Consider the following 24,352-nt stretch of genomic DNA (forward strand, 5'->3'; position numbering starts at 1 on the left):
AAATTTACCAAAAACAACTTTTCCAATGAGAGGAAATTTGTCAATTAAAGAACCTATTCGTTTGAATAAATGGAAACAAAGTGAAATTTACAAAAAATTACGGCAAGATCGTAAAGGTTGTAAGAAATTTATTTTACACGATGGTCCACCTTATGCAAATGGTCACATACATATAGGTCATGCAGTTAACAAAATTCTAAAAGACATTATTATAAAATCTAAAAATTTAGAAGGTTGTGATTCCTGGTATGTACCAGGTTGGGATTGTCATGGTTTGCCTATAGAACTAAACATATTAAAAAATAATAACGGTAAGTTTTTAACTTCTAATAAAATTATGTTGTATTGTCGAAAATACGTAGAGAAACAAATTTATAGTCAAAAAGTAGATTTTATTAGGTTAGGTATATTAGGTGATTGGGATAATGCGTATCGCACAATGGATTTTATTAATCAAGCAGGCATAATAAGATCTTTGTCTGCAATTGTTAAAAAAGGTTATGTGTTTAGAGGATTAAAACCAGTAAATTGGTGTTTTCAATGTAGTTCAGCGTTAGCTGAATCAGAAGTTGATTTTTTAGAAAAAGTTTCAGAATCAATAGATGTTGCTTTTTTTTGTATTGATAATTATAAGTTAGTCAAAAATTTTGGTGTTAATAATTGTATAGAAAAACCAATAGAAGTAGTCAGTTGGACGACGACACCTTGGAGTATTCCAGCTAATCAAGCAATACATGTTCTCGCTTTTTGTATTTATGTTTTGGTCGATGTTGGTGTAAAATTTATACTTTTAGCAGAACAATTAGTTGAGAATTGTTTAAATCGATATCAATTAAACGGAAAAATAATTGCTAAAACGTTTGGAAAAGAGTTAGAAAAAGTTAGATTAAAGCATCCTTTACATAATATAGATGCATTTTATGATAGAATAACAAATATATACATAGCAGATTATATAGCAATAAAAACAGGAACAGGAATCATACATGCTTCTCCGGCATATGGAGAAGACGATTTTATTGTTTATAGTAATCTTCAATATAATGAAAATATGTTGAAACTAGTTAAAAGTAATGGATTTTATATAAAATATTTATCTGTATTTGGAGGTCAGCTAATATGGATCGCTAATTCAGAAATTATAAATAACTTGAATAATAGAATTATTGCTAAAGAATTAATATTACATAGTTATATGTATTGTTGGCGTCATAAAAACCCATTGATTAAAATGGCCACTTCGCAATGGTTTGTTGGAATGGATGTTGGTAAAATTTCACTACGTAAAAAGGCTTTAGATTGTCTAAAAAACGTAAAAGTTTATCCGTCAAGTGGTAAAACACGTTTGTATCACATGATTAGTAATCGACCAGATTGGTGTATCTCTAGGCAAAGAAGTTGGGGTGTGCCTATTCCTTTTTTTATAAAAAAAAAAGGTGTTTATTGCACCAACGTATAATAGAGATTATGGAAATAATTGCAAAAAAGGTTCAAAACGAAGGTAGTGAAGTCTGGATTAAAATTAAAAGTTGTGAAGTTTTTGGAGATGAAGATATAGTATATAAAAAAATTACAGATATTTTAGATGTTTGGTTTGATTCCGGAACAACGCATAATCATGTCTTGCGTGGGTCTAATTTTATTTTACAAAAAGAAGATAAGGCTGATTTGTATTTAGAAGGATTAGATCAATATAGAGGTTGGTTTCATACCTCATTAATCACGTCCGCAGCTATATCTGGCCATGCACCGTTCAACAAATTATTAAGTCATTGTTTTACTGTTGATAAGAACGGACAAAAAATGTCTAAATCAATAGGCAATGTTGTTTCTCCACAAACAATAATAAGCAAATACGGAGCTGATATATTACGTTTATGGGTTGTTTCAAAGGATTATGAATCTGAAATGACTATGTCTGAAGATATTATACAACTAATTGCTGATTCTTATAGAAGATTACGCAATACAACAAGATTTATGATAGCTAATTTAAGTGGTTTTGATCAATCTAAACATGGTATAGATCCAGAAAAATTATTAGCTTTAGATAGATGGGCTTTAGATATATCTGCAAATTTTCAACACGCTATAAAAAATTCATATAAAGATTATCGTTTTGTTGATATCTATCAACAGCTTTGTAATTTTTGTACAAGAGATTTGGGAAGTTTTTATTTAGATATTATTAAAGACCGCCAATACACTACTCAAAAGAATTCTTTATACCGTAGAAGTTGTCAAACAACATTGTATCATATAATTGAAGCTATGTCTCGTTGGATAACACCAATATGTACTTTTACTGCTGAAGAAATTTATGAAAGTTTATCTGTAAAACGGTATAACAAAAGTGTTTTATTAGAAACTTATTACAGAGAATTAAATCCACTGCCTAAAGGTTTAGTTATGGGAAGAGTGTTTTGGAAAATAATCAAAGCAGTTAAATCAGAAGTAAATAAATGTTTAGAAAATTATCGAAAAAAAAATATAATTAAAAGTTCATTAGATGCTAAGGTTACTTTATATGTATCCGAAACTTATTACAAAATTTTGTCTTTGTTGAAAGGAGAATTGCGGTTTGTTTTAATTACATCCTCTGCTTTTTTAAAAAAAAGTGTTAATAAAACAAAAACAGCAATATTTACAGGTTTGTCAGGTTTACAAGTATTAGTTCAAAAAAGTAAGTACAAAAAATGTGAGCGTAGTTGGGAACTTTTACCAGATGTTGGTAGATATAACAAACACCCTAAATTGTGTGCTAGATCTATTGATAATTTGCCTAGAGGTCCAGGTGAAGTACGTTTATATGTCTGATTAATGTTTTGATAGCAGGCTTTTGTAAATGTGTCTGGCTGATAGATTATAGTCAAAGTAGTTTTGGCCTGTAGGTATTGTTTTATTAGCTTTATTAACTTTAAATGTTTTAGTGTCCTTTAGTTTTTGCAATGTATACTTTACGGACATGCTGTGTTTATTTTTTTTTACTTTAAATAAAAAAAGTTAAACTATACTAAAATCGGTTGTATATAAAAAAATATATGGTTGTTACCTAGTTTGTTAAGTAAGGTTTTATTAACTAATAATTGTAACAACTTTTAAATATAGTTTATATTAGGATAAACATACAAAAAAGTAAAAAAAAAACAAATAGTGTGTTTGTATAATAGTTTAAAAAAAGTATTTGTTAATAAGTAGTGAGATAAAGTTAGATTTTATGATTATTTGTAGTTGGCTAATTAATTTTGTATGTAGTTGTTGTAAAAAAGAAAGTAATGTTGTTGTTTAAATAGTAATAGTAATAGTAATAGTGGTAGTGGTAGTGGTTAAGGTTAAAGTAAAAAGGAAAACACAAGTTATGTTATGTAATGAGAAAGGAATAAAAAAAATAAAAAATAAAATACAAGAATTATACGCTAGGTTTTATAGAAATAAGGAATATTTTTGACGAATGTCATGAAAACAAAAAGGCTATAAACAATGTTGAGAATGGTATTTATAATAATGCTGAGTTATTACACTTAGCTATAACTGAGTTAGATTCAAAACCGCTAAGTTTTATAAAACAAGACATATTTTTTTTTGAAAAAGAACTGGCAAAGTTAGATGCTGTTCGGTTGTTTTCAGGCGACTTTGATAAAAATAATGCTTATGTTGAAATAAAAGCAGGTTCTGGCGGTGTAGAGTCACAAGACTGGGCAAATATGTTAGTACGCATGTATTCAAGATGGGCAGTAACTCATGATTTTAAAACAGAAACAGTAAATTTAAATATAGGTGAATTGTTAGGAGTAAAATCTGCAACTCTTCATATAAAAGGTGACTATGCTTTTGGATGGATGCGTACTGAAAAAGGTATTCATCGCTTAGTTCGTAAAAGTCCTTTTGATTCAAGTAAACGGCGGCATACTTCTTTTACATCTGTTTTTGTTTATCCAGAAATAACAAGTAAAGTACATAATATAAAAATAAATACAAAGGAATTAAGAATTGACACTTACAGATCAAGTGGTGCAGGCGGGCAACATGTAAACACTACTGATTCCGCTGTAAGAATAACGCATTTGCCTACAAAGATCGTTGTTGAATGTCAAAGTGAACGCTCTCAACATAGTAATAAAGAACGAGCATTAACGCTATTAAAAACAAAATTATACGATTTTGACAAAAAAAAAGGTGAAGTAGAAAGAATAAATATAGAAAAAAAAAAAGCAGGAATATGTTGGGGTAATCAAATTAGATCATATGTGTTAGATGCTCAGAGAATAAAAGATTTACGTACCGGAGTCAAAAATAATAATTGTGAAAAAGTATTAAATGGTGAGTTAGATTTGTTTATAGAGGCAAGTATAAAGCAAGGATTATAAATGATTATAAAAAATTATTTAATTAAAGATCGTTTAAATAAGTTACAAGTATTGAGTAAAACCGCGAATAAAGCTGGAAAAAGTGCATTTTATAATAAATTTCGTCGTACTAGTTTAGCAAAAAGTTTAAAAAAAATTTTTGGAGAAAAGAATAAAAAACAATTGGTTAATTTAAAGTTAACAACAGCAGTTGCAGGACGTATTATGCGTAAAAGGGGGCCTTTTATAGTTGTTCAAGATGTAAGTAGTAACATTCAGCTTTATATAGATAAAAAAACAATTTCTAATGAAATTCATAAATATATAAAAGATTGGGATATTGGAGATATAATTGGAGCAATAGGTGACATTGATAAATCAAAAATTGGTGAACTATATTTATTGGTTAAAAAAGCTTATATTTTAACTAAAAGCATAAGACCTTTACCAAGTAAATTTCACGGTATAAAAGATCAAGAAATTAGATATAGGCACAGATATTTAGATTTTATTATGAATAAAGAGGTACGTAAATCGTTTAAAATTCGCACACGTATTATATCGGCGCTTAGAAATTTTTTTTATGAACTTTATTTTTTAGAAGCAGAGACTCCTATATTACATTCAATGCCAGGGGGAGCAATAGCAAAACCTTTTGAAACTTATAATTATTCATTAAATATAAAATTGTATTTACGAATCGCCCCTGAACTTTATTTAAAAAGGTTAGTTGTTGGTGGTTTTGAACGTGTATTTGAAATAAATAAAAACTTTCGTAATGAAGGCCTTTCAACTTGGCATAATCCTGAATTTACTATGTTAGAATTTTATTGGGCTTTTGCGACTTATAAGGATTTGATGGAAATCACAGAACATATGATAAGATTTGTTGCGAATGAAGCGTTAGGTACAACAATTATTAACATCGGAAAGATTTTAAACATTGATTTATCAGAACCTTTTGATTGTTTAAGTATGCGAGACTCGCTCATTAAGTATGGTAAAACTTTTTCAATTAATAACTCTGATTTTTATGATCTAGAAAATTTGCTTTTTTTATCTAAACGAATTGGATTGACCGTAGCTAACTATAACAATTATGGAAATTTACTTAATAAACTATTTGAAGTAATTGTAGAACGAAAATTAATTAAACCAACTTTTGTCACAGACTATCCAGTAGAAGTTAGTCCTTTAGCAAGAAGTAAAGATAGTAACCTGAATATAACAGAAAGATTTGAATTGTTTATAGGGGGTAGAGAAATAGCTAATGGTTTTTCGGAATTAAATGATTATATAGAACAATCTAACCGATTTTATTTGCAATTGAGAAACAAATATACTTATGATTTGAGTAATTTTGATATGGACTATATACGTGCCTTAGAATATGGAATGCCTCCAACTGCTGGAGAAGGAGTAGGAATTGATCGTCTTGTTATGATACTTACAAATAAAGATTCAATTCGAGATGTATTACTTTTTCCTTTGCTGCGTAGCCGTAAAGTTTAAAAACCGACGATAAAGAAGTATATGATAGTTCCCTAAAGTAAGCTCTTTATATAAAGTCCATGTATTTGGTAACAAGAATAGATCTAACTTAGATTCAACTTCTAAGTATATTAAGGCTTTATCATTAAGCCAACCGTTCAATTCTAATAAGTTAATGCTAGGATATGCTAAACCTCTACAAAAAGGTGGATCTATAAAAATTATATCAAAAGAGTTAGAGGCAACTTTATTAATGTGCTTTATTGAATTAGTTTTTATAATTCTAACAGACTTACAAAATTTAAGTTTTTTTTTATTAAGGTACAAATTTTTAACAAAAGATTTGTTAGTTTCAAGGAATAACACATATTTTGCACCTCTAGATATAGCTTCAAAACCTAGTGAACCGCTACCAGCGTATAAATCAAAAATAGTTTTATTGGTTATATCATTTTTTATCAAATCAAAGAAAATTTCTCGCACATTAATTAATGTAGGTCTAACGCATCTACCGCCATGAAGATTGGTATATGGTAAATTAAGGATACTACGTTTTTTACAACCTCCAATTAATCTAATCACATTAAAATAATTAATCATAAATATGATATAATTTCAACTAATATAGGAGTAAACAAAAGTTTTTAAAGGAGTAGGCTATGATACAAAATTATCCAGAAACGAATATAGAAGGTTATATTAAAACAGTTTTAGGTTTTCCTATAATTTCTGCACAAGACGAGTATGATTTAGCAAGAAGGTTAAGAAATAAAGGAGATTTAGATGCAGCTCGTTGTTTAGTAATATCTAATTTACGATTTGTTATTCATATAGCTCGTAGTTATTCAGGATATGGATTACAGAATTCTGATATAATTCAAGAAGGCAATGTAGGACTAATGAAAGCAGTAAAACGATTTGATCCTGCTCATGGTGTTCGTTTAGTTTCATTTGCTATACATTGGATAAAAGCAGAAATACATGAATATGTTTTAAGAAATTGGAGAATTGTAAAAATAGCTACAACAAAATCTCAAAGGAAATTATTTTTTAGTTTAAGATGTGCAAAAACAAGTTTAAATTGGTTAAATAGAGAGGAAATAAAGTCAATAGCAAAGGACCTAAACGTAAAGCCCACGGTAGTAAGAGAGATGGAGTGTAGATTGTCATCAACAGATTATGGATTTGATAATAAACAAAAAGAAGAAAAGAACAATTATAAAAATCCTTCTAATTATCTAGAGGATTCACGATTTGATCCTGCTCTTCAGTTTGAAAATTTTGATTTTGAAAGATATTCTTATAGACGTTTATATGTTGCTTTAAATAAACTTGATGAACGCGTAAGAGATATTTTAAAACAACGTTGGTTGAACGAACAAAAAGCAACATTACATGAATTAGCTGATATTTATGGTGTATCAGCTGAACGGATTCGTCAATTAGAACAACGTGCCATAAAAAAAATAAAAAATTATATTAACATATCAACTTATATATAGCTAAGGATTTAAAATGACTAAAAGATGTCAAATAACTTATAAAAAGCCAATGCAAGGTAATAATGTTTCTCATTCACATAGAAAAACACGTAGAAGGTTTATGCCAAATTTACAAAAACATAGGTTTTGGATAAAGAAAGAAAAACGCTATATAAAAATGCATATAACTACAAAAGGTATGCGGATAATAGATAAATATGGTATAGAAAAAGTCTTAATAAAAACATGAGTCTGGAGATGGTGTAGTGAGAAAAAAGATAAAGTTAGTTTCAACTAAAGGCACGGGTCACTGTTATTCAACTTATAAAAACAAACGAGAAAATAAAAAGAAATTAAACTTAAAAAAATATGATCCTATAATACGTAGACATGTGAATTATCGGGAATCTAAATAAAATATTTATTTCTCTAATAACTTATTTTGCTATTATTTTCGTAACTTAACAAGAATTTATATTACTTTTTAATAATAATTTGTTTCTTTTCTAATTCTTATTTATCTCTGTAGTTTAAGAAAGTTTTGCTTGGTTTGCTTTTTTTTATTTTAGTAGTTTGCTTTAAAAGTTTTTATGTAAAAAAAATTATGCTTTAGTATAGTTGTTATTCTTATTTATTTTGTATTTTTATATGATAATAGGTGTAAGTTGTAAAAGTTTAGCCTTTAGCCTTTAGCCTTTAGTAGTGTAGTATCTGTTTTAGCATTTATGTTAGACATTTGTGTTAAATCATATGCTTTATGATTTGTTAATATTTAAATATTCAGTATAAAGTAGTTAAATTAGAGGTTTTGTGTAAATAGTTTGTGTTATATGTTAAGATGAGTAATTAAGTTATTATTTAAAAGTTTGTGAGTTTGTGAGTTTGTTAATGTTAAATTTATGTCTTTCTTATTTGTTTTAATACAAAGTTGTTTGTTAAAAAAAATGGACTTTGTACCTGTTAAAAAAAATGTATATAGTTGGTTTAATTGTTTTATGAAAAAGTTAGATGAAATTAGTATATAGTAGTAGATGCAATAAGTGGTTGAGTAGTAGTGCTTGTAAGTAGTATATGATTAAAAAAAAAAGATAAATGTTTTGTTAAAAGTGGTAAGTTAAAACAAAAATGTGTGTAGAGGGTAATTCAGATGTTTGTTATAAAAATGTATAAATGACTTTTAAGAAGCAAGAAAGTGTAGTTAATGTTAATTGATTGTTTATAATTCAAGGATGTGATATAAAAATATGTTGTTACTATGTAAAGAATTTATGTTCTTGTTATATATGAATTGTATTGTGTATTTATTATTAAAAATTGAAAAGGTTTTAATTGCGAAGTTTGCATGTTATTGCATATGTATAGTAAAGAAATTATAGTGGTATTTGTTGTATTGTAAAGAGAGTGTATGTTTGTTATTTTTTTTTAGTTTGTGTAAAAAGGGTTAATTGTAGTTGTTCAAGGTATTTAAAAAGGGGTATAGTAATTAATATAAGGTAGAAGTAGGTAAGTATTGGTTGATAAAGGAGTACGGATGGTGTTGTAGATGATAAAAGATTGAAGGTGATTATTGAAAACAAAATTGATTGTCTAAAGTGTAAAATTGGTTAATAAAAAAAAAAGAAAACGAGATACATATATTGTATGTATGTTATGAACGATATATTCATTTAAAATATATTACTAAACTTAGTTATTATTTGACAATAAACTATAGGTTAAATATACTAACCTTATATGTAAATTAAAACAAAAACAAAAACAAAAACAAAAACAAAAACAAAAACAAAAACAAAAACAAAAACAAAAATTAAAACTAAAAATAAAAATAAAAACTAAAACTAAAACTAAAATAAAAATAAAAACTAAATTTAAAACTAAAACTAAAACTAATACTAATACTAATACTAATACAAAAACAAATTAAAATAGATTTAAATAGTTAAAAAGGTTTATAAAAATACAAAAAGGTATAATATTTGATTCGTGTAAAATTGTTAAAAGATTTTAAAGGTGTAATTTGTACATTGTTAATAAAAAAAATAATTTTGTAAAAGAAAAAGTATAGTTTGTGATGCTGTGTAAAAGCGATAACATGATAAATGGAATAGAAGATAAGTAGAAAAAGAAAGAATGTATAATAGATAAAATGTTAGTAGTTAGTAGTTAGTAAATCTCATATTAGTTTATTAAATAGTTAGTTAGTAAAAAGAATTGAAAAAGGTGGTTAAAGTTAAAATATACGTAAAAATTAATAGATAGAAAATATATGTTTGATAGAATGCAAAAGTAAGATAAAAAAACATTAAAAGTTAGAAAATAGTTAATAGGTGGAGAAGGGAAATTGTTAGTAAAGGATAGAGGATAGGTGTAAAAAAAGAAATTAGAGAGTAGAAAATAGAGGAAAAAAAAGAAAGGAAAAGATTGTGGTTGTTAATAAAAAAAAGAGTTTAGGAAATGGTGGTAAAAGTAAAGTGCAAAGAAGTAAAAAGAAAAAGGTTTGTTAGGAAAAAAAGTTAAGGTAGTTAAAAGGAGTTGTATAAAGTAAAGAGAGTAAAAGGTAGAAAAAGCAGAGAAAAAGTAAAAAGAGGTAGTAAGGTAATAGGGGTAGAAAGGAAGAGGAAAGGTAAAAAGAGAGAAAGGGTAGAATAGAGAATAGGTGAAGGCAAGAAGTAGCAGTATGAGGATGTGTAAAAGTGAAAAATTGTAGTTAGTAGTAATATGTGTAGATGTTGATAGCAGGTGAAGTCAAAACAATAGAGTAAAATAAAAATTAAGGTATGTAAGTTTTTAAAAGCAGTAATAGTTTGTAAAAAGTAAAAGTACAGAATATGAAATAAATAGTTGGAAGCATAAATAATGAAAAATTGTGTAATTAATAGATAATATAAAAGTGAGTACTTGTTTAGGTTTTCATATATTATAAAGACGAAATAAAGATCTAACAAAAGAGTTTGATCATGGCTCAGATTGAACGCTAGCGGCAGACATAACACATGCAAGTCGAGCGGCATCATACAGGTTGGCAAGCGGCGCACGGGTGAGTAATACATGTAAATATACCTAAAAGTGGGGAATAACGTACGGAAACGTACGCTAATACCGCATAATTATTACGAGATAAAGCAGGGGCTTGATAAAAAAAATCAACCTTGCGCTTTTAGAAAATTACATGCCGGATTAGCTAGTTGGTAGAGTAAAAGCCTACCAAGGTAACGATCCGTAGCTGGTCTGAGAGGATGATCAGCCACACTGGGACTGAGAAAAGGCCCAGACTCCTACGGGAGGCAGCAGTGGGGAATATTGGACAATGGGGGGAACCCTGATCCAGTCATGCCGCGTGTGTGAAGAAGGCCTTTGGGTTGTAAAGCACTTTCAGCGAAGAAGAAAAGTTAGAAAATAAAAAGTTATAACTATGACGGTACTCGCAGAAGAAGCACCGGCTAACTCCGTGCCAGCAGCCGCGGTAAGACGGAGGGTGCAAGCGTTAATCAGAATTACTGGGCGTAAAGGGCATGTAGGTGGTTTGTTAAGCTTTATGTGAAAGCCCTATGCTTAACATAGGAACGGAATAAAGAACTGACAAACTAGAGTGCAGAAGAGGAAGGTAGAATTCCCGGTGTAGCGGTGAAATGCGTAGATATCTGGAGGAATACCAGTTGCGAAGGCGACCTTCTGGGCTGACACTGACACTGAGATGCGAAAGCGTGGGGAGCAAACAGGATTAGATACCCTGGTAGTCCACGCTGTAAACGATATCAACTAGCCGTTGGATTCTTAAAGAATTTTGTGGCGTAGCTAACGCGATAAGTTGATCGCCTGGGGAGTACGGTCGCAAGGCTAAAACTCAAATGAATTGACGGGGGCCCGCACAAGCGGTGGAGCATGTGGTTTAATTCGATGCAACGCGCAAAACCTTACCTACTCTTGACATCCAAAGTACTTTCCAGAGATGGAAGGGTGCCTTAGGGAACTTTGAGACAGGTGCTGCATGGCTGTCGTCAGCTCGTGTTGTGAAATGTTGGGTTAAGTCCCGTAACGAGCGCAACCCTTGTCCTTAGTTGCCAACGCATAAGGCGGGAACTTTAAGGAGACTGCTGGTGATAAACCGGAGGAAGGTGGGGACGACGTCAAGTCATCATGGCCCTTAAGAGTAGGGCAACACACGTGCTACAATGGCAAAAACAAAGGGTCGCAAAATGGTAACATGAAGCTAATCCCAAAAAAATTGTCTTAGTTCGGATTGGAGTCTGAAACTCGACTCCATAAAGTCGGAATCGCTAGTAATCGTGAATCAGAATGTCACGGTGAATACGTTCTCGGGCCTTGTACACACCGCCCGTCACACCATGGAAGTGAAATGCACCAGAAGTGGCAAGTTTAACCAAAAAACAGGAGAACAGTCACTACGGTGTGGTTCATGACTGGGGTGAAGTCGTAACAAGGTAGCTGTAGGGGAACCTGTGGCTGGATCACCTCCTTAAAAAAAAGTCTTTATGAATAAAGAAGTACTTAAAACAAGTAGTGGGTCTGTAGCTCAGTTGGTAGAGCACACCCCTGATAAGGGTGAGGGCGGTAGTTCAAGTCTGCCCAGACCCAAGAGTGAATGTATAAAATTAAAAAGATAAAGCAAATAAGCGCATATGGTGGATGCCTAGGCAGTCAGAGGCGAAGAAAGACGTGACAGCCTGCGATAAGCGTCGGGAAGGTGGCAAGTAACTTATGATCCGGCGATGTCTGAATAGGGGAACCTACTGAAAGTAATCAGTATCTGTAAATGAATATATAAATTACAGAAGCTAACCAAGGGAACTGAAACATCTAAGTACCTTGAGGAAAAGAAATCAAAAGAGATTCCCTAAGTAGTGGCGAGCGAAAAGGGAAAAGCCCATAAAGCAATAATATAAGTTAATAAAAACAGATGGAAAGCTGTACCATAGTAGGTGATAGTCCTGTAAGTTAAAACTAAGTATTTGTGAATTAGATTAGGTCGGGGCACGAGAAACCTTGACTGAAAAAGGGGGGACCATCCTCCAAGGCTAAATACTAATGACTGACCGATAGTGAACTAGTACCGTGAGGGAAAGGTGAAAAGAACCCTAGCACAGGGAGTGAAATAGATCCTGAAACCATATGCGTACAAGCAGTGGAAGCCTAATATAATTAGGTAACTGCGTACCTTTTGTATAATGGGTCAGCGAGTTATTTTCGGTAGCAAGCTTAACCATATCGGGGAGGCGCAGGGAAACCGAGTCTTAAATGGGCTGTATAGTTTCCGGAAATAGACCCGAAACCGAGCGATCTATCCATGAGCAGGTTGAATAGTTAAGTAACATTAATAGAAGGACCGAACCGGTGTCTGTTGAAAAAGACTCGGATGACTTGTGGATTGGAGTGAAAGGCTAATCAAGCTCGGAGATAGCTGGTTCTCCTCGAAAGCTATTTAGGTAGCGCCTTATGTAGTTAAATTGGGGGTAGAGCACTGTTACGGCTAGGGAGTCTTATAGATTTACTAAACCGATGCAAACTTCGAATACCAAGAATAACAGCATAGGAGACACACTGTGGGTGCTAACATCCATAGTGGAAAGGGAAACAACCCAGACCGTCAGATAAGGTCCCAAAATCTTAGTTAAGTGTAAAACGAGGTGGGAAGACTAAGACAGCTAGGAGGTTGGCTTAGAAGCAGCCATCCTTTAAAGAAAGCGTAATAGCTCACTAGTCAAGTTCACCTGCGCGGAAAATATAACGGGGCTAAAACTAAGTGCCGAAGCTACGGGTTTATATAGAAAATATAGGCGGTAGAGGAGCGTTGTGTAGGTCTGTGAAGGGATATTGAAAAATGTTCTGGAGATATCACAAGTGCGAATGCTGACATGAGTAACGATAAGGGATGTGAGAAACATCCCCGCCGAAAAACTAAGGTTTTCTGTTCAACGGTAATCGGAGCAGAGTTAGTCGGCCCTAAGGTGAGGCTGAAAAGCGTAATCGATGGAAAATGGGTTAATAGTCCCATACCATATGTAATTGCGATGGGGTGACGAATAAGGCTATGCGGGCCCAGCGTTGGTTGTCTGGGTTTAAGTATGTAGGTTTAGAAGTTAGGTAAATCCGATTTCTTAATAAAACCAAGGTATGAGACGAACAGTGAAGTCGTTGAAGCCAAAATTCCAGGAAAAACCTCTAAGCTTCAGATTACATATGACCGTACCATAAACCGACACAGGTGGTTAGGTAGAGCATACTAAGGCGTTTGAGAGAACTCGGGTGAAGGAACTAGGCAAAATGGCACCGTAACTTCGGGAGAAGGTGCGCCGAGATATTGTATAAACTAGACCAGTTAAAGCAAAAATCGGCCTAAGAAACCAGGTGGCTGCAACTGTTTATTAAAAACACAGCACTCTGCTAACGCGTAAGCGGACGTATAGGGTGTGACGCCTGCCCGGTGCTGGAAGGTTAAGAGGAAATGTGAAAGCATTAAATTGAAGCCCCAGTAAACGGCGGCCGTAACTATAACGGTCCTAAGGTAGCGAAATTCCTTGTCGGGTAAGTTCCGACCTGCACGAATGGCGTAATGATGGCCACACTGTCTCCATCCGAGACTCAGTGAAATTGAAATTGCTGTGAAGATGCAGTATACCCGCGGCTAGACGGAAAGACCCCGTGAACCTTTACTATAACTTCATATTGAAAGTGGTTATTGTTTGTGTAGAATAGCTGGGAGACAATGAAGTACAAACGCAAGTTTGTATGGAGTCAATATTGAAATACCAGCCTAATTTTAATTTCTTTCTAACTTTATACCGTTATCCGGTGTAAGGACAGTGTGTGGTGGGTAGTTTGACTGGGGCGGTCTCCTCCAAAAGAGTAACGGAGGAGCGCAAAGGTATCCTAAGTACGGTCGGAAATCGTATTAATAGTGTAAGAGCATAAGGGTGCTTAACTGCGAGACAAACAAGTCGAGCAGATACGAAAGTAGGTTCTAGTGATCCGGTGGTTCTGTATGGAATGGCCATCGCTCAACGAATAAAAGGTACTCCGGGGATAACAGGCTAATACCGCCCAAGAGTTCACATCGACGGCGGTGTTTGGCACCTCGATGTCGGCTCATCACATCCTGGGGCTGAAGCAGGTCCCAAGGGTATGGCTGTTCGCCATTTAAAGTGGTACGCGAGCTGGGTTTAGAACGTCGTGAGACAGTTCGGTCCCTATCTACCGCGGGCGTAGGAAGTTTGAGAAGAGCTGCTCTTAGTACGAGAGGACCGGAGTGGACGAACCTCTGGTGTTCCGGTTGTCATGCCAATGGCATTGCCGGGTAGCTAAGTTCGGAATGGATAACTGCTGAAAGCATATAAGCGGGAAACCAACTTCAAGAAAAGACTTCCCAGGTTAAAACCCTAAAGGGCCCTCGAAGAAGACGAGGTTGATAGGCACGGTGTGTAAGAGTGGTAACACTTTAAGCTAACGTGTACTAATAGTCCGTGAGGCTTTATCATATATATGTTAAGTATAAAAAAATAGCTTGACGAATATAGTTTGTGGGACCAACCTGAAACCATTCCGAACTCAGAAGTTAAATCACCTAACGCCTATGGTAGTATGAGGTTCTCCTCATGTGAGAGTAGGTTATCGTCAGGCTAGTAATTGTTAAGTACTTATGTTTGTATAATCATAATTTATATGTTTAATACTTATATACGTTTTTTATACGAAGATCTAAAAAATAAATACTAATTGCTTGTTTTATATTATATTTTTTTATAGTTATGTTTTTTTAGATTAGTTATGTGTTATTATTTTTCTGTTGTATAAAGTATTTAAATAATTGGTTTCATTTTTAATAAATTGTATCGTTAAAATTAATTTTATAGTTAATAAGATGTAGTTTTGTAGATGAAGTAGAGGAAAAAGCAAAAAGCAGAAAAAAGAAAGCAGGGGTAAGTGTGGAAAAAGCAGAAAAAAGAAAGCAGGGGTAAGTGTGGAAAAAGCAGAAAAAAGAGGAAGTTAGAAAAAAAAGAGGTGGAAAAGAAATATGTATTGTGGAGTGTGTTATGTAGTTAGAGTATGTGATTTGTGAAAAAAAATATATAATTTTATACTTATAAAATGTGTTTGTGATGTATATGTATAGTACTTGATATGTATTATATTTACGGGTTTACGTTAAGTAGGTATGTACTGTATGTTATGATTTTTAACTTAATTATATGTTAATACATTGGTTATGTTTTCTTTATTAAAAGCTTTAATTAAATTTATTGTTGTATTATGTATTCTTAATTTATTTTTTAAAACTTTAAAGATTATTTTTTGTTGTATAAACTACATAAGATGATGTTTTAACTTTTAACTTGTAATTTGTTTATTATTAGTAAGAGTTCGTTGTACAATAAGAAAAAAAAAATTCTCTTAACTTCTTAAGTTGGGTTAGTTGATTTTTTATAACTCTTTATCTGTTGTTTGTTTTTAAAAACATTAAGATTGGGTGGTTTGATTTTGGATAGTTTATAAGTTGTTATCTGTTAGTTTATTTAGTATTTTGTTTTTAACTTCTTAAAATTCGTATTTGTCATATATTTATTTATATATAAACCATCCTCTTTTGTATTCTTAAGTTCATTTACCATAATAGTTGTATTCTTAAATGGAAGTTAGATAAGTAGATGTTGTTGGTATTGTTAGTTAGATGGGATTTGTTTAGTTAGTAGCATAATTGAAGAAAGAGTTGTATAAGAAAAATAGTTAAATGGTTAGAGAAGTTGATGTTAGTGTTTGTTGGTAAATTGGTTAGTAGAGGTTGGTAATTAGATGTTAGATGTTAGAGAAAAGTTGGTAGTTGGAAGCTTGTAATATTTATTAATTGGTAGATGTTTGAATGTTGGTTAGTTGATAGCATATGTTATTTAAACGTTAGTTTTGTGTACAGTTTAAAAATGTTATATGCAGTTTAAAAGTTAGTAGTAATAGGTGTTATTGTTGTAAAAATAAGAAAAAGTTATTTATTTTTGAAAACAAATTAGTTAGGATCAATAAGATGTTATGCTACATAATTATAAGTTTGTATTTAATAGACGATTATTGTTAGTTTGGTTTAAATTCGCTTTGTTTGTTAAAAGTGGTAATGTTGTTTATTTAAGATTTTGCTGTTATAGGTTATGTATACGATGTTTGATGTTTGATGTTTGATGTTAGCTGTTAGCTGTTAGCTGTTAGCTGTTTACTGTTAGCTGTTTGCTGTTAGGCTTGGTGGTAGGTGGTAGGTGGTAGGTGGTTTATGGTTAGATGTTGATTGTTGATGTTTGTTCGATGTTTGTTAAATGGTTAGAGGTTAGAGGTTAGAGTTGTTAGTTGTTAGGTGTTAGGTGTTAGGATTGTTTATTTGTTATTGTTTGTTAGATCTTTGTGGTAAAAAAAAGATGTTATATGGTTATTTAGAAAGTAGAGTAAAGATGTTGGTTGTTTAGAAAGTAGGTTGATTTGTAGATTTTATCTGTTAGTTGTTAGTTAGTAGAGGTTAAAGGTTGCTTTAAAGATTAAAGCTTTTAGAGTTTGTAGTTTGTAGTTTGTAGTTTGTTTTTGCTTTATTTATTTGAGTTTGTATTCTTGTTAATTATATTTGTATAAGGTTGTATTTATAGGTCGTATAGTTGTATATTGTAGGTTTGTTGTTAGATGGTAGAGGATTATTAATTAGATGTTAGAGTTTTGTTTTTTATCTGTTAGAGGTTTGTTTTATGTTGTTTAAATGGTTGCTTTAAAAAAAGGTTTGGTAGTTGTAATTCTTAATACTACAAAACATTATATAAACAAATAGCAATTAATACGGTTTATAATAATAAAGTGTAATAGTATATAGTTATTACAAATGTAATTGATTCAACAGTTCTTTAACCAAAACAAAAAAAAACATAAATAACGCCACTTTTACATTTCAAAATAACATTAAGCAACTAACATATTCCTAACACAACTATGTTTAATGTTCTCACTAACCTAACAACTTTTCCAACAAACATACCACAAATATAACATATTTTATCCTCTTTAAAGCAACAACTTTTTAACAAATATCAAACAACATCTAACAACTATTTCTATATTTTACTTACAACAACCTACATCTAATAAATAAATTTATATTTTATATACAACACTAATTAGAGTTACTAATATACAACAAATAAAAAAGAAATACATAAAATTAGAAATTACATACAAAAAAAAAGTTAGTAGAATATATACAACAATAAAAAATCAAAACAATAAACAAAAAGAACAGATAAGAAATAAAGATCTAACAAAAAAGAAAATACAAAAAGAATTAAAAAACTCTAACTTAACTCAAAAATCCAAACGGCAAAGAAAAAAGAGAATATCAAACCATCAAACTCTTAAAAAACAACCTCAAAACATCAAATAAATAAACCTCTAACAGACTTAAATACAAACTCTTACCTCTAACATCAAAACATATAAAATATAATAAGTAAACTCTAAAAAACAACAACTAACAGATAAAAAAAAACATCTTTAATCTTTAAAGCAACTTCTTTTAAATCTAATAAACAATAAAAGCAACAATCAAACATCAAACATCAAACCTAACAACTCAAACCTCAAACCTAACAACTCAAACCTCAAAAGTCTTAAAAGCAAAAACAAACAAAAATCTAAAAAAACAACAAATTTAACAACAAACCTCTAATAATAAATAATACAAGCAAACATTTAAACAATTAAAACTCTAACATCAAAACAAGCTAACCGCTAACCGCTAACCGCTAAACAACAAACAACAAACAACAAACAACTAACAACTAACAACTAACCGCTAACCGCTAACCGCTAAGCTCTAATAGATAAAACATCACCTCTTAAATCTTAAAAGCAACCTTTAACCTCTACTAACTAACAAATAAGCTCTAATAGATAAAACATAATAACAAATAAAAACCATAACAACTAAAAAGAAAGAACGAGTAATATAACAGAAACAGCTTTAAATAGACAAAAACAACAAAGAAATAAAAAAAAAGCAACAAAAACTAAAAGAAAAAATAACAGAATACGGCTAAAAACATAACAGCAAAGAAAAGAAAAACCATAATAACTAAACAGTAAACAGCAAACAGCAAACAGCAAACAGCTAACAGCTAACAGCTAACAGCTTAACACATAAAAACAAAAACAAAAAAAAGAACAGCTTAAAAAAAAAAAAGAAAAAAAAATAAGAATAAATTGTTTAAATCTTTTATCAGAAAAAGTACAAAATGTAGAGTTTAAGATATAACAGCAGTAAAAAAAAGAAAATGGTTAACAAGTATATATAAAAAAACAAAAAGTCAAAAAAAAACAGCAGTAAAAATTAAGAAGAGTAGAAAAGGATATAGTATAGTGAAAAGAAAACTGGAAGATATACAGAAGTGAAGTACAAAAAGAACAATAAACTTGGTAAAAACATGTATTAGCAATGAACGTTGAAAAATGAAAAAATTAAAGGCATTAAGCATAAATCGTTATATAAAAAATATAGTGATAATGGAAAAACATAGCTTAGAAAAATTATAAGCAACGGGATAAAATACAAGAAGCTGAATAATGATAAAATTCGATAAAAAAAAAGCAACAGTATAGCCACAAATAGATTGTGAAGGAAATTAAGAAGATTATGAAAAAAATACGCACACGTATTGCACCTTCACCTACAGGTACACCGCATATAGGTACAGCATATATTTCTTTATTAAATTATTATTTTGCTCGTATAAACAATGGAAAAGTAATTCTAAGAATAGAAGATACAGATAGTAAAAGATCAAAAAGTAAGTTTGAAAACAAAATTTTAGAGTTATTACATTGGTTAGGGATTCAATGGCATGAAGGGCCAGATATCGGAGGAAAGTTCGGACCTTATCGACAAAGCGAACGGAACAATCTTTATAATAAATATGTTGAGAAATTAATAAAAGTAGGTAAAGTATTTAAATGCTATCGTACAAGTGAAGAACTAGAAAAATTGCGTAAATGTAAAGTTGATAAAACATTAAAAGAAAAAGATTTACAGTTAGATTATAAGGAATTAAAATTTCGTAAAAAACACAATTGGCCTTATGTAATAAGACTAAAGGTTCCTAATAAAGGAAAATGCGTATTTTATGATGTATTAAGGGGTAGTATAACAATGAATTGGGATCAGATTGATTCACAAGTCTTAATAAAATCTGACGGAACACCTACTTATCATTTAGCTAATGTAGTAGACGATTATTTAATGGGGATTACTAACGTAATAAGGGGTGAAGAATGGATAACTTCAACTCCAAAACATAAGTTGCTTTATGATTATTTTGGTTGGAAACAGCCAGAATTTTGTCACTTACCATTATTACGTAATCCAGATAAATCAAAATTATCTAAGAGAAAACAAAATAATTCTATTGAATTTTATCGAAAAATGGGTTATTTACCCCAAACAATAATAAACTACTTAGGTAGTTTAGGTGGTGTAAAAACGACTAAATGGTATAGAAAAAATACAAATATGAAAACTAAAGTTGATATAAAGAGTATATCATTAGGAGGTCCAATATTTGATTTAGACAAATTATCTTGGTTGAATGGAATTTATATACGGTCAATGAAAAATGAAACGTTAATTCAGGTTATGTATGAATGGGCTAAAGACTATATACATAAGATTTTACCAACAATTAAACCTCGTATAAAAATTTTAACGGATATTATTCATTTATCAGAACAAGTGTTTTATGGATTACCTAAATTAAAAAAGGAAGATTTTAAAGTTATTGCTTTGAAAAAAAAATTACAAATAAAAGTACTAAAACATTTATGGTTACAATTAGAATATATAGAAAAATGGGACAAACAAAATATATTATATAAGGTAAAACAAGTATCTAACCAGTTACAAATGAAAATGAAAACAATAATAGCTCCAATTTTTATTGCGATAAATGGAAGATTAATTTCTACATCGGTTATTAACACTATAGTAATTCTTGGTAAAGATATAACTCGTATACGCATAAAGCAGGCAATAAAATTAATAGGAGGTATAACACTAAAACATGAAAACAAATAAAGAATATTATTCAAATAAGGTATAAAAAATATGAAAATAGCATTAGATAATGTTAGTTATTTAGAAGAACTATACGAACAATACAAAAATAAAGGTAATGTTACTGAAGAATGGCGGCAAATTTTTGACTATATTACTAAACAAGAATGCAGGTTTAAAACTATAAAAACATGTGAAAAAAACACAATAAAACAAATGAGCGTTTTGAAACTTATAACAAATTATCGCTATATGGGGCATAAAAAGGCACATATAAATCCAATAAGTGGTAAAAATAAAGTAAAGGCGATTCAATTGTCATTACACAAGTTAAATATAAAAGATTTAAACAAAGCATTTAATAATGGAGTAGGTCAAAATAAATCAAAATTAAAAGAAATTATTGATGTTTTGGATAAAACTTATTGCAGCTCTATAGGATGTGAATTTAGGCACATTTTAAATAATGTGGAGATATTCTGGTTAGAGCAAAGTTTTGAATCTGTACTCAATAAATATTCACAAAAAAAAAATATAAGCTTGCATATTTTAGGATTAATTACTGCAGCTGAAGCATTAGAAGCTTATTTATCTAGTAATTTTCCTGGTACTAAACGGTTTGGTATAGAGGGTGGAGAAACTTTAATTGCTATGTTGTATGAAACAATACAAAGAGCTGGTAATTATGGCATTAAAGAAATATTTATGGGTATGGCCCACAGAGGACGTATAAATGTATTAGTTAATATTTTGAGGAAGAGCCCAGCTGATATAATAAAGGAATTTGAAGGAAAACAAATATATGAAGCATATTCGGGTGATGTTAAATATCATCAGGGTTTAAGTTCAAATATAAAGACAAAAGGTGGTGATGTGAAGTTGAACTTAGCATTTAATCCATCACATCTAGAAATTGTTTATCCTGTAATAGAAGGAGCAGTTCGTGCTAGACAAGATTATATGAATGATACGACAAAAGTATTACCTGTAGTGGTACATGGTGACACAGCATTTGCTGGGCAAGGTGTAGTAATGGAAACATTACAAATATCAAAAATAAAGGAATATAATACGGGGGGTACGTTACATATCTTAATAAATAATCAGATAGGTTTTACCACTTATAAACATAATGCACGATCTACGAAATATTGTAGTGATATTGCAAAAATGTTTAATTATCCTGTTTTACATGTAAATGGAGATGATCCAGAAGCGGTTCAATATGTAACTCAAATAGCAGTTGATTATAGGAATAAATTCAAAAAAGATATGGTAATAGATATGATATGTTATCGGCGTAGGGGCCATAATGAAGCAGACGAGCCATCAATAACGCAACCAATTATGTACAAAAAAATAAAAAATAATCCAACAACACGTGAACTTTATTCAAAACATTTATTAAAACAAGGTTTAATATCAAAAAGTGATGTAAAACAAATGGTGAGTTTATATCGTCATAAGTTAAATTATGATTCTAATAATAAAGCTTATAAAAAAACAACTGGAAGTATGTATAAATTTCATGAGGAGGATTTAAATGACACATCATTTTCAATGAAGCGTATGCGTGAATTAGCTGTAAAATTGTGCGATTTAGGTGAACTGAAAGTTCAAAGTAAAGTTGCTAAGATTTACTCAAATCGGCGTAAATTGGTAAGTAGTAATAGTATAAAAATAAATTGGGGCTTTGCGGAGCTGTTATCATATGCCTCGTTATTGGATGAAGGATATGGAATACGTATAACAGGACAGGACACAGGAAGAGGAACTTTCTCTCATCGTTTGGCAGTAATACATAATCAAAAAGATGGAGCGAGGTGGACGCCTCTGCAACATATAAAAAAAGGGCAACATAAGTTTACGATAGTAGATTCTTCTCTTTCAGAAGAAGCAGCTCTAGCTTTCGAATACGGTTATTCTACTACATCAAAAAATATGTTCGTAGCGTGGGAAGCTCAGTTCGGTGACTTTGCTAATGGAGCCCAGGTAGTTATTGATCAATTTATATCTTCAGGGGAAAATAAGTGGGGAAGTTTATGCAGTCTAACTTTATTACTGCCGCATGGATATGAAGGTCAAGGTCCAGAACATTCTTCCGCGCGGATAGAACGATTTATTCAGTTATGTGCGGAACAAAATATGCAAGTCTGTGTTCCTACAACTCCTTCACAAGTATTTCATTTAATACGTAGTCAGGCAAAACGAAAAAACCGTAAACCATTAATATTGATGCAACCAAAAAGTTTATTGAGGCACAAATATGCAAGATCAAGTTTTGAAGATTTATCTAATGGAAGATTTAAAACAGTAATTGGAGAAACGGAGAAGATCAAGCCAGATATAGTAAAAAGGGTAATACTTACATCAGGTAAAGTATATTACGATTTAGTTGCTTATCGTAAAGAAAAAAATATTTATGAAACAGCTATTTTAAGAATAGAACAGATTTATCCTTTCCCAGAAAAAAGTATTATAAAAAAAATATCTATTTACTCTAAGTGTGAACATATTATTTGGTGTCAAGAAGAACCTAAAAATCAAGGCGCTTGGTATCAAATAAAATACTTTTTAAATAAGAAACTTAAGATAAGACTAAAATTTGTAGGACGTACCTCTGCATCCGCACCAGCATCTGGTTATTTTGATGCACATCTTAAACAGCAGGCTAATTTAATAAAAGAAGCATTTTTTTAATTTAAAGCTAATAAAATAAAAAGGATAATAAAGATTAAATATATAGAAATAAAAGCCCCTAGATTTCCTGAATCTGTAAATGAAGGTACTGTTGCTACTTGGCATAAAAAACCTGGTGATAAAATTTCACCATATGAACTTATTGTTGAAGTAGAAACGGATAAAGTTTTGCTTGAGGTTGTTTCACCAACTGAAGGGTTTCTTCAAATTATAAAGATACCAGTAGGTAAAAAATGCAAATCCGAGCAATTGTTAGGTATTATTGTAGCACAAAAAGAAGAAGGTTTTTATAGTTCAGGTTCATCAAGCACAAGCACAAACATCAAACAGCAAAAATTGTGTAAAAAAGAGCAAAAGGTAGATGAATCAGAAAAACAAGAATTAAAACAGTTTTATAAACAAGCAATAGAATTAGAAGAAAGTTATTCACCAGAGGTACGTAAGGCTAAGACTAGTATAGATGTTGAAAACTTATTTGAGAATGGCACAGTACAAGATAAAAGGGTAAATATTAGAAAAGAAAATGTTAAATATAGTATTAATGAAATTGGAGTTAAAAGAGTACAATTAAGTCGTTTACGTCAGACGATTACTAAACGTATCGTGAAAGCTCAAAAAAATGCTGCAATGTTAACTACTTATAATGAAGTAGATATGGGTAATATATTAGAAATACGCACAAAATATCGAGAACTATTTGAAAAGAAACATGGAACTAAGCTAGGGTTAATGGGATTTTTTGTAAAAGCTTGTACGGTGGCGCTAAAACAGTTCAAAAAAGTAAATGCAGTTATTGATGATAAAGAAATTGTTTATCATAATTATCAAGACATAGGAATAGCAGTTTCTACAAATAGGGGTTTAGTTGTTCCTATTTTAAGGCATACTGATTCTATAAAAATAGAAGAAATAGAAAAAAAAATTATGGATTTTAGGAAACGTGGTGTTGATGGAAAATTAAGTATTAAAGAATTAACTGGTGGAACTTTTACGATAAGTAATGGAGGAGTTTTTGGATCTCTGTTTTCTACTCCTATTATTAATCCCCCTCAAACTGCTATTTTGGGAATGCATAAAATTCAAAACCGTCCTGTAGTTTTAAAAGGAGAAATAGTTATACGGCCTATGATGTATTTAGCCTTGTCGTATGATCATCGTCTTATTGATGGAAAAGATGCAGTTAATTTTTTATTTTTTGTTAAGGAGCTTTTAGAACAACCCATTCGTTTTATATTAAACATTTAACTGTAATGAGA

The 24,352-nt window shown here is 30.8% G+C and carries 10 protein-coding genes, 1 tRNA gene, 3 rRNA genes and 1 pseudogene; 14 read left to right on the forward strand and 1 reads right to left on the reverse strand.

All coding sequences use genetic code 11. The features are described 5' to 3' along the window. Positions 1-25: 25 nt before the first annotated feature. The 4 genes and pseudogenes from C530_RS00525 to lysS form a co-directional block, all read left to right on the forward strand. Positions 26-1,911, forward strand: a pseudogene (locus C530_RS00525) (isoleucine--tRNA ligase); the annotation flags it as partial. Between the two features lie 69 nt (positions 1,912-1,980). Further along, positions 1,981-2,817, forward strand: a complete 837-nt coding sequence (locus C530_RS01595) for a class I tRNA ligase family protein (protein WP_238533391.1) — start codon at positions 1,981-1,983, stop codon at positions 2,815-2,817. 623 nt (positions 2,818-3,440) lie between these two features. Continuing rightward, positions 3,441-4,367: a peptide chain release factor 2 gene (prfB, locus tag C530_RS00530; RefSeq protein WP_050981383.1), complete on the forward strand. Its 927-nt coding sequence runs from the start codon at positions 3,441-3,443 to the stop codon at positions 4,365-4,367. After that, a complete protein-coding gene (lysS, locus tag C530_RS00535; RefSeq protein ID WP_014895023.1) occupies positions 4,368-5,858 on the forward strand; it encodes a lysine--tRNA ligase in 1,491 nt (496 codons plus the stop codon). On the opposite strand, the gene rsmD is transcribed toward lysS, so the two are convergent. Further along, positions 5,823-6,437, reverse strand: a complete 615-nt coding sequence (gene rsmD / locus C530_RS01480; RefSeq protein ID WP_014895024.1) for a 16S rRNA (guanine(966)-N(2))-methyltransferase RsmD — start codon at positions 6,435-6,437, stop codon at positions 5,823-5,825. The two genes, lysS and rsmD, sit on opposite strands and share 36 nt — an antisense overlap. Positions 6,438-6,496: 59 nt before the next feature. Here rsmD and rpoH point away from each other — a divergent pair, with 59 nt between their 5' ends. The 10 genes from rpoH (at position 6,497) to odhB (ending at position 24,341) form a co-directional block, all read left to right on the forward strand. Next, positions 6,497-7,339: an RNA polymerase sigma factor RpoH gene (gene rpoH, locus C530_RS00545; RefSeq protein ID WP_014895025.1), complete on the forward strand. Its 843-nt coding sequence runs from the start codon at positions 6,497-6,499 to the stop codon at positions 7,337-7,339. A gap of 13 nt (positions 7,340-7,352) precedes the next feature. After that, positions 7,353-7,568, forward strand: a complete 216-nt coding sequence (rpmB, locus tag C530_RS00550) for a 50S ribosomal protein L28 (protein ID WP_014895026.1) — start codon at positions 7,353-7,355, stop codon at positions 7,566-7,568. 16 nt (positions 7,569-7,584) lie between these two features. Further along, entirely contained in the window at positions 7,585-7,734 is a 150-nt protein-coding gene (gene rpmG / locus C530_RS00555; RefSeq protein WP_014895027.1) for a 50S ribosomal protein L33, read from the forward strand. A 2,523-nt stretch (positions 7,735-10,257) separates the two neighbouring features. Further along, positions 10,258-11,798: ribosomal RNA gene (locus C530_RS00560) — 16S ribosomal RNA — on the forward strand. Between the two features lie 43 nt (positions 11,799-11,841). Next, positions 11,842-11,914 (forward strand) — tRNA-Ile (locus tag C530_RS00565). Between the two features lie 24 nt (positions 11,915-11,938). Then, a 23S ribosomal RNA gene (locus tag C530_RS00570) occupies positions 11,939-14,811 on the forward strand. Between the two features lie 25 nt (positions 14,812-14,836). Continuing rightward, positions 14,837-14,953: ribosomal RNA gene (gene rrf, locus C530_RS00575) — 5S ribosomal RNA — on the forward strand. Together the 16S, 23S and 5S rRNA genes with 1 tRNA gene alongside form the textbook arrangement of a ribosomal RNA operon. A 4,030-nt stretch (positions 14,954-18,983) precedes the next feature. Beyond that, positions 18,984-20,417, forward strand: a complete 1,434-nt coding sequence (gene gltX / locus C530_RS00580; protein WP_014895029.1) for a glutamate--tRNA ligase — start codon at positions 18,984-18,986, stop codon at positions 20,415-20,417. Positions 20,418-20,447: 30 nt separating this feature from the next. Beyond that, complete coding sequence (locus tag C530_RS00585) at positions 20,448-23,096, forward strand: 2-oxoglutarate dehydrogenase E1 component (RefSeq protein ID WP_014895030.1); 2,649 nt, start codon at positions 20,448-20,450, stop codon at positions 23,094-23,096. A gap of 42 nt (positions 23,097-23,138) precedes the next feature. Further along, a complete protein-coding gene (odhB, locus tag C530_RS00590; protein ID WP_416352724.1) occupies positions 23,139-24,341 on the forward strand; it encodes a 2-oxoglutarate dehydrogenase complex dihydrolipoyllysine-residue succinyltransferase in 1,203 nt (400 codons plus the stop codon). Positions 24,342-24,352: the final 11 nt, after the last annotated feature.

The sequence above is a fragment of the Candidatus Portiera aleyrodidarum BT-B-HRs genome, assembly GCF_000300075.1.
Lineage (GTDB): Bacteria > Pseudomonadota > Gammaproteobacteria > Johnevansiales > Johnevansiaceae > Portiera > Portiera aleyrodidarum.